This is a genomic window from Aeromonas sp. R2-1 (assembly GCF_040908425.1).
Classification (GTDB): domain Bacteria; phylum Pseudomonadota; class Gammaproteobacteria; order Enterobacterales; family Aeromonadaceae; genus Aeromonas; species Aeromonas caviae.
Genome location: NZ_JBFODR010000051.1, coordinates 70,095 through 82,500, shown reverse-complemented (window position 1 = coordinate 82,500; position 12,406 = coordinate 70,095). Strand labels below are relative to the sequence as shown.

At 65.4% G+C, this 12,406-nt stretch carries 8 protein-coding genes; 3 read left to right on the top strand and 5 right to left on the bottom strand.

What is annotated here, in order from left to right:
- Positions 1 to 90 precede the first annotated feature (90 nt).
- Entirely contained in the window at positions 91 to 1,767 is a 1,677-nt protein-coding gene (locus AB5Y80_RS18115; protein WP_368173308.1) for an FAD-dependent oxidoreductase, read from the top strand.
- 109 nt (positions 1,768 to 1,876) lie between these two features.
- Here the strand turns inward: AB5Y80_RS18115 and AB5Y80_RS18110 are convergent, their stop codons facing one another.
- The 5 genes from AB5Y80_RS18110 to AB5Y80_RS18090 are packed head-to-tail and all read right to left on the bottom strand — an operon-like array spanning position 1,877 to position 6,987.
- Positions 1,877 to 2,305, bottom strand: a complete 429-nt coding sequence (locus AB5Y80_RS18110) for an ion channel (RefSeq protein ID WP_323921019.1) — start codon at positions 2,303 to 2,305, stop codon at positions 1,877 to 1,879.
- 1 nt (position 2,306) lies between these two features.
- Positions 2,307 to 3,335: a hypothetical protein gene (locus AB5Y80_RS18105; RefSeq protein ID WP_279986507.1), complete on the bottom strand. Its 1,029-nt coding sequence runs from the start codon at positions 3,333 to 3,335 to the stop codon at positions 2,307 to 2,309.
- Between the two features lie 8 nt (positions 3,336 to 3,343).
- Entirely contained in the window at positions 3,344 to 4,435 is a 1,092-nt protein-coding gene (locus AB5Y80_RS18100; RefSeq protein ID WP_368173307.1) for an HlyD family secretion protein, read from the bottom strand.
- The gene (locus tag AB5Y80_RS18095) at positions 4,428 to 5,945 is read right to left on the bottom strand and encodes an efflux transporter outer membrane subunit (protein WP_368173306.1); all 1,518 of its coding nucleotides are present in this window, start codon (positions 5,943 to 5,945) and stop codon (positions 4,428 to 4,430) included. Before AB5Y80_RS18095 ends, AB5Y80_RS18100 begins: the two co-directional genes overlap by 8 nt.
- Positions 5,946 to 5,949: 4 nt before the next feature.
- Positions 5,950 to 6,987 (bottom strand): AI-2E family transporter, encoded by a 1,038-nt coding sequence (locus AB5Y80_RS18090; RefSeq protein ID WP_368173305.1) that lies wholly within the window; start codon positions 6,985 to 6,987, stop codon positions 5,950 to 5,952.
- Between the two features lie 87 nt (positions 6,988 to 7,074).
- Between AB5Y80_RS18090 and AB5Y80_RS18085 the strand changes: the two genes are divergently transcribed.
- Together AB5Y80_RS18085 and AB5Y80_RS18080 are read left to right on the top strand one after the other, a co-directional pair.
- Complete coding sequence (locus AB5Y80_RS18085; protein WP_010674281.1) at positions 7,075 to 7,209, top strand: hypothetical protein; 135 nt, start codon at positions 7,075 to 7,077, stop codon at positions 7,207 to 7,209.
- 330 nt (positions 7,210 to 7,539) lie between these two features.
- Entirely contained in the window at positions 7,540 to 12,384 is a 4,845-nt protein-coding gene (locus AB5Y80_RS18080; RefSeq protein ID WP_368173304.1) for an alpha-2-macroglobulin, read from the top strand.
- Positions 12,385 to 12,406 lie beyond the last annotated feature (22 nt).

Here is a 12,406-nt window from a genome sequence, read left to right as displayed (position 1 = left end):
CTGCAAATCCGTGGCAAACAAAATTTCATTGAGTTCTAAATTAGATAAGTCTAATTTATTGGTCATTTCCTGTTGTGTGGAGTCTTGCAGATGAAACGGATCCTGATTGTGGGTGGTGTGGCCGGGGGGGCGTCCGCCGCCGCCCGTGCCCGCCGTTTGAGCGAAGAGGCGGAGATCGTGATGTTCGAGCGGGGCGAGTTCGTGAGCTTCGCCAACTGCGGTCTGCCTTATCACATCGGGGGGGATATCCCGGATCGGGATGCCCTGCTGCTGCAGACGCCGCAAAGCTTCAAGCGCCGGTTCAACGTGGATGTGCGGGTGTTTCACGACGTCATCGAGATAGACAGGGCCGGCAAGAGCCTGCTGGTGCGCAACCTGCTGACCGGCGAAGAGCGTCGCGAAGCCTACGACGTGCTGCTGCTGAGCCCGGGCGCCGCCCCCATCCGGCCTCCCTTCCCCGGCATCGACAGCCCGGGGGTACACACCCTGCGGAGCATTCCCGACATGGATCGCATCCTGGCGGCGCTGGCGCACGACAAGCCCCGCCACGTCACCGTGGTGGGGGGCGGTTTCATCGGACTGGAGATGATGGAGGCGCTGCACCAGCGCAAGCTGGCGGTCACCCTGCTTGAGCTCTCCGATCAGGTGATGGCGCCGGTGGACAAGGAGATGGCCAACCTGCTCCACGCCCGCATCCGCGAAGAGGGGGTCGATCTTCGCCTGCGCACCGGCCTCGCTGCCATCGAGAGCCTGGAGCTGCCGGCGGAGAAGGGCTCGGCGGTGCCTGCCGGCCTGCGTCTGACCCTCAATGACGGCTCTCATCTCGACACCGGCCTGCTGATCCTGGCGATTGGCGTCAAGCCCGAAACCCTGCTCGCCGCCAAGGCGGGGCTGGTGCTGGGCCCCCGCGGCGGCATCAAGGTGGATGCGGGCATGCGCACCTCGGATCCCTTCATCTACGCGGTGGGGGATGCGGTGGAGGAGACCGATTTCGTCACCGGCGAGTCCGTGCTGATCCCGCTGGCGGGCCCGGCCAACCGTCAAGGGCGCATCGCCGCCGACAACATGCTGGGGCGAGCCGAAACCTACAAGAAGACGCAAGGGACCGCCATCTGCAAGCTGTTCGATCTGGCGGTGGCGAGCACGGGGCTGAACGAGAAGCGGCTGGTGCAGCTGGGGCTGCCGTTCGAGAAGGTCTATGTCCACCCGGGCAGCCACGCCGGCTATTATCCCGGCGCCCACCCGGTCAGCCTCAAGCTGCTGTTTGCCCCCGATGGCAAGATTTACGGCGCCCAGGCCATCGGCAAGGATGGCATCGACAAGCGCATCGACGTGCTGGCGGTGGCCCAGCGTGCCGGTCTCACCGTGTTTGATCTGCAGGATCTGGAGCTCACCTATGCGCCGCCCTTTGGCTCGGCCAAGGATGTGATCAACATGGCCGGGTTCGTTGCGAGCAACCATCTGAAGGGGGACACCCTGCTCTGCCACGCAGCCGAGGTGCAGGCTCGCCACCCCCATCAGCAGGTGGTGGATGTGCGAAACGGCCCCGAACTCGACAAGCTGGGGCGCATTCCGGGGGCGATGCACATTCCTCTGGACGAGCTGCGCAGCCGCCTCCATGAGCTGCCCAAGGATAAAGAGCTGCTCATCAGCTGCCAGGTGGGGCTGCGGGGTCACGTGGCCTGCCGCCTGCTGAGCCAGCACGGTTTTCGGGTCAAGAACCTCTCCGGCGGTTTCAAGACCTGGCAGACGGTGATCGCCGAGTAGATCCTCCAGGCTGACATGGCCCGATTGATCACTCTGTATGCAAACGGGCCACTCCAAAGAGTGGCCCGTTTTGTTGCCGCAGGGGTTTGCCGCAGGTGGCCCCTCGCTGTCAGGGGGTCACGTCATCGAGCTGCTTGCGAATGTGGTGCTGCAAGACCGCCAGCATGGAGGCGCCGGAGAGCCCTATCATCAGGGCGCCGTTGACCGCCTCCAGGGGGCCGAGCAGCTTCCACTGCGGGCTCATGACGATGTCGCCATAGCCCAGGGTGGCGAAGTTGACCCCGGAGTGATAGACGGCCTCCTGCAGGGTGTCGAACTCCCCGAGCCACAGGAAGAGCCCGCCCCAGACGCCGATCTGGGCCAGGTTGCCCAGCATCACCAGGGTGATGATGCCAAACAGGGCCAGCATGCCGGCCAGGGCCCCCTCGCGTTCATTGAATCGCTTGACGTAGAAACGGATGCACCAGACGGATACCAGGGATTGCAGCAGCATGTTGACCAGGATCACCGGGATGCCGACCAAAAAAATCGTTAACATATCAATCTCCTAGCTTGGCTTCTGCCAGTGGGCGGCCGGCCGGCCACCACTGCTCGAGCAGCAAGATACAGAGCCAGCCATAGCCGGCCACCACCAGATAGAGGCCGCAACGCATGGCGGCCGCCAACCACACATCCTTGCCGGTGGCGCTGTCCTCGATGGCCGGGCCAAACAGGATGAGCGCCGTGATCCAGGCGTTGCTCCAGAAGGATGGCGGGAAACGCCCCGCCACCAGCCGCACCAGGCGCCGCGCCAGCCAGAGGGTCATCAGGGCCAGCATCAGCACCAGCATCAGGAGCGAGGGCCAGAGGCTGAGCCCCAGCCAGAGTGCGAACGCCAGCAGGGCGCCCGCCAGGGTCGAGAGCACCAGCTCCTGGCCCGCCTGTCTGGCGTTGAGGGAGGTACTCTGCTGGGCCAGGGTCACCGTCTTCATCACCGCCGGAATGTAGAACGCCGGATTGCCGAGGGCCAGCAGCCACACCGGCAGCACCATGGCGACGGCGCGCAGCGCCAGCCGCTCGGGATGTTCGGGGGGCAATGGCACCGGTCTTGCCGCCGCTCCCGCCACCTGCAGGGGAGGGAAGAGTGCGTGGGCCAGGCGGTTGACCAGGGTGCCTATCAGGATCCCCAGTCCCATCATCTGGGCAAGGGCGATGGCAAGGGACTGCTCGATGAGACCGGCCACCGGGATCACCGTGATGGCCATGATCAGCAGCATGGCGGCGGCGCCCTTGCCGGCCATCGCCTGCTGCATCAGCAGGTAGAGCAGCAGGGCGACGAGCAGCACTGCCGCCAGGGCATAGTGGGTCAGCAGGGGGACCAGCAGCACCCCGGCGGTCATGATCCCCAGCAACAACAGCCCCCCTGCCAGCCCCTTCTTCAGGCCGAGGGCCTCTCCGGGTCGGCACAGCACCACCCAGGCCATGATGACCCCGAGGTGGGGCATGGGCAGTGCCAGGCCGTAACAGATCCCCGTCGCGAGCCCGATGCCAGTGCCAATGCGCAGTACAGCCCTGTCGGCGTTATGCATCTGGCGCCTCAATAGAGGAAGGAGAAGAGGCTCATCAGCCGGATATAGAGCGCTCCCAGGAAGTGCATCACCCCGCTCTCGCCGGTGTAGACCAGCACATCGGCCTGGCCGCCGACCCGCAGCGCCTCGACCGGCGGAAAGTCGTCGCTCTGGAAGGCGACCTTGACCGGGAAACGCTGGGCCTGGCGCAGCCAGTCGCGGTTGTTGTCCACCGTGGGCAGGGCGCCGGCGGGCTGGCTCTTGCCATCGCTCACCCCGTAGCCGACGCTGCGAACCTCCCCCTTGAACAGCTGTCCGGGCAGGCTGTCGAGCAGGATGGCGACCCTGTCTCCCGGCCGAATGTTGCCGAGGTTGTTCTCCGTCAGATCCGCCGACACCCAGACGTCGTGGATGGCGATCAGGGTCATGGCCGGTGCGCCGGCCCCGATGAATTGGCCGGCATCCGTGCTCAAGTCGGTGATGAGCCCCCGACCCGGCGCCACCACGCGGGTGTTCTGGCGATCCAGCTCGGCCTTGTGCACCGCCGAGCGGGCACTGAGCAGCTGGGAGTTGTCATCGCCGCTCGCCCCGGCGGCCTCGATGGCGCGGCGAACGTCGGCTTCGGCTGCCGCCACCTGGCTCTTGGCGGTCTCGCGGCTGGCCTGGGCCACCTCCAGGCGACGCACCGAGATGGCCCCCGGATCTTCCCGATAGAGCCGCTCCTGGCGCTCCGCATCCTTGGCGGCGTTGTCATAGGCGGCGCGCATGGCCATCAGGGAGGCTTCGGCCGCCTTGACCCCTTCGGTGTTCGCCTTGACGCCGCTCAGCACCGTCTGGTAGTCGGATCTGGCCTTGGCCAGGGCGATGTCATAGGGCTCGGGATCGATCTCGAACAGGGGGGTGCCGGCCTCCACGTCCTGATTGTCGTGGACATAGACCCGCTTGATCTGGCCGGACACCTCGGCGGCGACGGGGACCACGAAGGCCTGCACCCGGGCCTGGGAGCTGTAGGGGGTCAGCCGGTCCGCCAGCAGATACCAGCTGAGCAGGAGGAGGATCGCGGCCAGCAGCCCGAGGGTGGCGCCGCGGCTGGCCTGACCGGGAGAGGCTGTGTCAGTCATGGGAGTTTGCCTTCTGTGTCATGGGGGAGTGGGCTGCGTCGAGCAGGGGGGCCCAGTCGGCGCGCGTGCGCAGTTGAGCCTCCACCTTGGGGGTCACCAGGGGACGTTCGCGCCCCTGTTCCCAACCGCCACCCAGTGCCTTGTAGAGGGTGATGAGGTCGCGCATCCGGGCACCGCGGCTGTTGACCAGGCGCTCCTGCTGGTTGAACAGAGCACGCTGGGAGTCGAGCACCCGCTGGAAGTCCGCCATCCCCTCGCGGTACTGGGTGTTGGCGATTTCGAGGGAGCGACGGGCGGCCTCGCCGGTCTGGGTCAGCAGGGCGATTTCCTCCTGGCCGTTGGCGTAGGCCACCGCCGCGTCATCCACCTCGCGGGCCGCCTTGAACACGCTGTCGCGATAGCGTTCGTGCAGCTGCTGGAAGCGGGCGTCCTGCACCAGGATCTGGTTGCCGAGCCGTCCCTGATCCAGCAGGTTCCAGCTCAGCGAAGGACCGACGGCCCAGGAGAAGGTGCCGCTCTCGCCATTGGTGGCGTTGACCCCCAGGGTGCCGAGCAGGGTGATGGAGGGGTAGAGCTCGCTCTCGGCCACCCCGATCAGGGCAGACTGGGCGGCCAGCTGGCGCTCCGCCACCCGCACGTCGGGACGGCGGCGCAGCAGATCCGCGGGCATCTCGGTGACCAGGGCCAGCTCGCCCTGGGGGATCCTGCCGGTGTTGGTGGTCATCTCGGGCAGGGGACCCGGGGGGCGGGCGAGCAGGGTGGAGAGGGCGTTCTGGCTTTGGCGCAGGCTGGTCTCGAGCTGGGGAATGCCTGACAGGGTGCCCAGGTACTGCGTCCTGGCTTGCTGCACGTCCAGCTCGGCGCTGTTGCCGCTCTTGAACAGTCGCTCGGTGATCTCCAGGCTGCGCCGCTGGATGCGGGCATTCTCCCGGGCGATCTGGAGCCTGGCCTCGACGGTGCGGATGCTCACATAGAGCTGGGCCACCTGGGCGGCCATCAACACCTGGATGTCGTCATACTGGGCCAGACTCGCGAAATAGCTGGCATCCGCCGCCTCGACTCCGCGCTGGAACTTGCCCCAGAAGTCGAGTTCCCAGCCGAGGTTGAAGCCGGCGCCGTAGCTGCTGCCCGCGCTGCTGTGGCCGCCCCGGGTCTGACCTGCCTGGAGGAATTCTGCCGTTCCCACCGTCGCCTGGGGGCCGAGCAGGCTCTCGGCGATGCCAAGCTGGGCCTGGGCCTCGAGGATCCGCAGGCCGGCGATCCGCACGTCCGGATTCTTGAGGAAGGCCTCCTCCACCAGGGCGCTCAGCACGGGATCGTGCAAGTTGTCCCACCATCGTCGGTAGTCGGTCACCGTCACCGCCTGCTGACCCTCGCTGGCGCTGTGCCAGTTGGCCATCTCCTCGACACCGGGGGCCTGATAATCGGGCCCGAGCAGAGTACAGGCACCGAGCAGCAGGCAGGTGCCCCCTGCAAACAGGGGGCGAAGGAGAGAAAGTGCGTCGGCCATGGGGTTATTTTTCCGCGTTGGCCAGACCGTCGTTGACCCAGGCCATGAAGATGCGATAGCCGATGGAGAGCAGGGTGGCACCGATGAACATGCCGAGGATGCCATTGGTGGCCATGCCGCCGAGGGCCCCCAGCAGCACTACCGGCATGGGCGCATCGACGCCACGCCCCAGCAGCAGCGGCTTGAGCACGTTGTCGGCCATGCCGGCCACGACCAGCAGCACTGAGTAGATGACGTTGAGCAGGGTGCCGTGATCCCCCGCCATCCACATGAAGGCGATGGCCGGTCCCGTGACCAGGATGACGGGGACCTGGGCGATACCCAGGATCAGCGCCAGGACGAAGAAGATGCCGACCGCCGGGATCCCGGCGAGGGACATGATGACGCCAGCCAGCAGGGCCTGGATGAAGGCGACCCCGATGACCCCCATGGCCACGGCCCGGATGGTGCTGGTGCACAGCTTGGTCAGGGCGAGGCCCTTGCGCTCATCGGTGATGCGCATGGCGATGCGCTCGGCGCTGATGGCACCCGGTGCCCCCCAGGCCATGATGATGCCAGCCACGATGAAAGAGGCGACGAAGCCCAGCAGGCCGCCCCCCATGCTGGCGAGCATGGCGACAGTCTGCTTGGCCATGTCGCCGAGCTGCGGCTTGTAGCTGATAAGGAGGCTCGGCAGATCCACGGATGCCTTGGTCCATAAGGCGTGCAGCTTGGCACCGATCAGCGGGATGCTGGCGATGTCGGCGGAAGGCGCCGGAATCACCAGAGTGTTGTTCTCCACCTTGTCTATCAGGGCGCTGACGCTGTCTCCTAGGGAGCCGAGCATGGCAACGGTGGGGGCCACGATGAGTAGGATGCCCAGCAGGACCAGCAGGGTGGACGACTGGCCCTGTTTTCCCCCGAGTCGGGCGGCAAAGCGCTGATGGAGGGGGTAAAGGGTGACCGCCAGGATCAGGGCCCACAGCATCATGTTCATGAAGGGGGAGAACACGGTGAAGCAGAACGAGCCTAGCGCCAGAATAAGGCCAAATTTGATGAACATGTCCAGGAATCGGGCAACCAATCTTTTTTCGACGAGGGACAGATCGTTATTTTCCATGCTGATATGACTCCAGAGAGGGATGGATGCATGACCCCGCTGACCCTGTGTGAACTCAAGGTCGGCATTCTGGTCGATGGACAATTAATAAGTTTGTTTTCAATGGTTGAGGCATACATCGAACGCACCTGCACGTTATGTATGGCACAGGTGTTCAAGGCTTAAAAAATATTTATCTGCTTGATATGTCGTTGATTGGAAGGCCTGCGTTGAGCAGGGCCGAGAATAATGAATGGCCCGATCACGCACAAGTGAACAGTGGTGCCCGGTTTAGCCTGGGTTCAGAAAATCACGACAACCCTCTTTCATGGAACAGGAGATCGCATACGGGGCCTCGAATAAACCTCGCGGTTCACGGGGCGTCGTGCCCGCGTCCGTGGCGATGTAGGCATCTCTGTTGGCCGATGCCGCCCGATATGGCAGTTGGTGTTCCCGGGAGTGACGCTTTATTCTATTGGCTCCTGCGCTGCGGCGATCCAACCCGGGATGAACACCATGCACCTCTCTCTCTCCTGCCCCGTGACTCGTCTTCCCCGTGTGGCCTGGCTGGCGGCGCTGCTGCTGGCTGGTTGCGGCCCCGACAAGCCTGTCAGCCAGGTTCCGACCACCGGCTCCACTGCCCGGCAGGAGGCAGGGGAGCCGAGTTCAGTCGTGCAAGCCAATGCTCGCCAATACCGCGATGCCCCGGCGCTGGCGCTGGTCTTCTCCGGCCCATTGGCGCCCAAGGCAAACTGGCAGAGCTGGCTTTCTGTGAGTGAAGGGGGCAAGCAGGTGCAGGGGGAGTGGATCCTCGCCGACGATGGCCGCACCCTCTATTTCCCGAACGTGCAACCCGACAAACGCTACGAGGTGAGCCTCAAGGCGGGGCTGGGCCCATCCCCCCAGCGCTGGACCCTCAAGACCCGGCCGCTGGAGGCGGGGGCGTCGTTTACCGCGAGCGGTATGGTATTGCCGCTGCGCGACGAGCTGCGCCTGCCCATCAGCGCGGTCAATGTGGATGAGGTCAATATCGACTTCTTCCGGGTCGATGCGGAGTATCTGCCCCGTTTCCTGGCCGAGTATCGCCCCGGTGCCGGCATGGGCAACTGGGAGCTTGAGCAGATCACCAAGCGGGCCAAGCGGGTGTTCAGCGGCCGCTATGCGCTGGAGCTCGATGCCAACCGGCGCGAGACCCGCCTCATCAATGTGAAGGAGCCGCAGCTGGCGGAGGCCGGCGTCTACTTTGCGGTGATGTCGCCCCTTGGCAACTACGACTGGCGCAAGGAGACCACCTACTTTGCGGTGAGCGACATGGGGCTCAGTGCCCGCCGTTACCGCGATGAGCTGGAGGTGTTCGTCAGCTCCCTGGCCAGCGCCGACCCCCTCAAGGATGTGCAGCTCTCCCTGCTCGACCAGAAGGGCAACCGGCTGCAGGTGCAAACCACCGACCCCCAAGGTCATCGCCGCTTCGATCAGGTGCAGGGGGCTCGCCTGCTGCTGGCCGAGCAGGGCAACCATCTGGCGGTGCTGCGCCTCGATGGCGCGGCCCTCGATCTCTCCACCTTCGATCTCGGCACCCAGCCCTGGCAGGCCCAACAGTTCTATCTGTTCAGCGGGCGCGATCTCTATCGCCCCGGCGAGCGGCTCGACAGCGAGATCCTGCTCAAGGGGCAGGATGGCCAGCTGCTGCCGGGCATGGCGGTGGAGCTGGAGGTGAAACAGCCGGACGGCCAACTGCTCGAACAAAAGCGCCTGCTGCCGGACAATTTGGGCGCGGCCCACTACGGCCTGCGCCTGCCGGAGGATGCACCGCTCGGGCGCTGGACCATCAACCTCAAGACTGCCGCCGGTAGCCGCTTCGAGTGGCCTTTTCTGGTGGAGGAGTTTCTGCCGGAGCGGCTGAAACTGCAGCTTGGCAAGGGGCCGGATGGGGAAGTGACGAGTCTGGACGCCGCCCTCACTTTGCCGCTGCAAGGGGACTATCTCTACGGCGCACCAGCCAGTGCCACCAAGGCCAAGGCGGAGGTGAAGTTAAGCCGCGCCACCATGCCCTTTACCCAGTGGCAGGAGTTCACCCTGGGGGACGTGCTGCTCGCCGAGCAGGCCAAGGATCTCGAGCCTCTCAATCTCACCCTTGATGCGCAGGGGCAGGGGACTTTTTCGCTTGCTGATGAGCTCGATGGGGTGCGTGCCCTCGGGCCGCTGGAGGTGGCTTATAGGGTGTCGCTTTCCGAACCCGGCGGCCGCGCCGTCAATCGCAGCCGCACCCAGTATGGCTGGCCCGCCGGCAGCCAGTGGCCGGCACTCAAGGCCGATTTCGTGGCGGATCGGGTAGAAGGGGGCAAGCCGCTCCCCTTCCAGATCCTCAACCTCGATGACAAGGGTCAGCCGGTGGCGGGGGCGGTGAAGGTGCGCCTCATCAACGAGTACCGCGACTACTATTGGCACTACGCCGATGGGGAGGGGTGGAAGTACGAATTCAACAGCCAGCCCTATCTGGAGCAGGAGCAGACCCTGCAGCTGGATGGCAAGGGGCCGACCCCGCTCACGCTGCAACTGGCGGCGGGCTGGTATCGATTGGAGGTGGAGAACAGTCAGGGACATCAATCGAGCCTGCGGGTGGAGATAGGCAGTTACGCCTGGGGCGGCGGTGGCGAGCAGGCGCGGCCCGACAAGATTGCCATTACCCTCGACAAGCGCGCCTATCAGGCCGGGGAGAAGGCCAAAGTGACCCTGGTGGCCCCGCGCCCCGGCAAGGGGTTGCTGCTGGTGGAAGATGGCGACGGCCTGCGCTGGTGGCAGCGCATCGAGCTCAAGGGGGCCGGTGGCGATGCCAAGGATGCCCGCGGCGAGTTCGAGATCCCGGTCAGCCCCGAGTGGCTGCGCCATGATCTGCATATCTCGGCCCAGATTGCCGCGCCAGACAGTGACTCAAAGCCGGTGAGCCAAAAGAGTGTGCAAAGCCTGCGCTCGGTCGGTCTGGTGCCGCTCACCCTGGATCGGGAAGCGCGCCGTCTTCCGCTTACCCTGAGCGCACCTGATAAAGCGGTGCCGCTTACCCGGCTGGAGGTGACCGCCACCTCTACCCCCAACAGTCAGGGGCGGGTGGTGCTGGCGGCGGTGGATCGGGGTGTGCTCAATATCAGCGACTACCAGCCCCTCGACCCGTTCGAGATCTTCTTTGGTCGCAAGCGCTTCGCCCAAGATTTGTTCGACAACTACGGCCAGGTGATCCCGCCACAGGATGGCAAGCTGGCCCGCCTCAACTACGGGGGTGACCGGGCGCCGCTGAAAAAGGGCGGCGCGCTGGAGAGCCGGGTCGAGATAGCCGCACTGTGGAGCGGCGAGGTGAGTTTTGACGAGCAGGGCAAGGCGGTGATCCCGCTCGATCTGCCCAACTTCAACGGCGAGCTGGCTCTGATGGCGCTGGCCTGGAACGAACAGCAGGTCGGTGAGGCCGAGCGCGCCGTCAAGGTGGTGGCACCGCTGGTGGCCGAAATTGGCTGGCCGCGCTTTGGCGCCAGAGGGGATGAGACCCGGGCGCTGGTGCAGCTGCGCAATATGAGCGGCGAGGATCAGACCCTCTCCCTTGTCTGGACCCTCAACGGCGGACTCAAGGCAAACGGTGAGCTGCCCGGCACCCTTTCCCTTAAAAATGGCGAAGAGCAGTGGCTGACCCTGCCGCTCACCGTGACCGGGGCGAGCGGTGTGGCAAGCCTGCAGTTGGCGGCCAGCGGCAAGGATTTTGCCATCAGCCGAGACTGGACTTTGCCGCTGCGATCCCCCTGGCCGGCCGAGACTCGCCAGCGCTACCAGATGCTGGCTCCCGGCCAAGAGATGAGCTTTGCGCCAGCTGAGCTGGCCGGGCTGGATCGCGCCAATCTGCAGGGGCTGCTCAGCCTCTCCGGTACTCCCCCCTGGGATCCGGCAGCCCAGTGGCAGGCGCTGGCTGACTACCCCTACGCCTGTCTGGAGCAGACCCTGTCCCGTGCCTGGCCTTACTTGCTGACCACGGCCGATGAGCGGGCCGCCTGGAGCAAACCCGCAGAGGGCAAGAAAGCGGCGAGCGAGGCGGATGTGCAACGCGCCCTGCTGCAACGGCTGCAGCGGTTGCAACTGCCCAGCGGCGGTTTTGGCCTCTGGGATGGTCGCTCCGACGAGGAGCAATGGCTCACCGCCTATGCCGCCGACTACCTGCTGGCGCGCAAGGAGGCGGGCGATGCCGTGCCGGAGGCGATGCTCAATCAGGCGTTGAACCGGCTGCAGAGCTATCTCACCGACAGTCAGTATGGTGAGCGCTGGAGCAGTGCCCCCGAGCACAGCCGGCTGGCCTATCAGGCCTACAGTGCCTATGTGCTGGCGCGGGTGGGCAAGGCACCGCTCGCTACCCTGCGTCTTATCTGGGAGCAGCAGGCCGATCACGCCCGCTCCGGTTTGCCGCTGCTCCACCTCTCGCTGGCCCTCTCGGCCATGGGGGATGAGCAGAACGCCGCCAAGGCCCTCAGTCGGGCATTGGCGACCGAGCGTGGTGATGACTATCTGGGTGATTACGGCTCGCCGCTGCGCGATCAGGCCCTTGAGCTCTCCTTGCTGCGCCAGCACAAGCTGGCTGCGGAGCGCTGGCCAGCCCTCAGTGCCAAGGTGGCAGATACCCTGGCTCATCGTCAGTGGCTCAGCACTCAGGAGCGGCTCGCCCTGCTGCGACTCGCCCGCGTCGATCCGGCCGCCGACTGGCAGGCCAGGGTGACTTCCTCTCTTGGCAGTGGATCCCTGAGCGGTTCGGCTCCGTTGCAGCAGGGCGCCCCCGAGGCGCTGGCGGCGAGCACCGTCACCAACGAGGGCAAGGGCTCGCTCTATGTGCAGCGCACTCTGGTCGGTTACCCCGAACAGGCTCCGGCACGGATCAGCAAGGGGATGAGCGTGACCCGTAGCTGGTTCAATAGCGACGGTCAGCCGTTTGATCCCGCCAAGGTGAAGGTGGGCGATCTGGTGGTGGTGCGGCTCAACGTCAGCAGTGAGTCGGCGGTGCCCGATGCCCTGCTGGTGGAGATGGTGCCCGCCGGCTTCGAGCTGGAGAACCCGGCCCTTGGCAACAGCATCAAGCTCGAAGAGCTCTCCATTGAGGGGAAACCGGCGTGGCAGAGCGAGTGGAACGACTATCTCAAGCATCAGGAGTTTCGCGATGACCGCTACACGGCGGCGCTGGATCTGAGCGAGGGGAGCAACCAGCAACTGGTCTACCTGATGCGGGCGGTGACGCCGGGTCGCTATCAGGTGCCGCCGACCCAGGTGGAGGATATGTACCGCCCCGAGCTGCGGGCTGTGGGTGAGGATATCCATGAGGTGATCATCTCTGAGTAACATTCCCTCCCTTGAGCGGGTT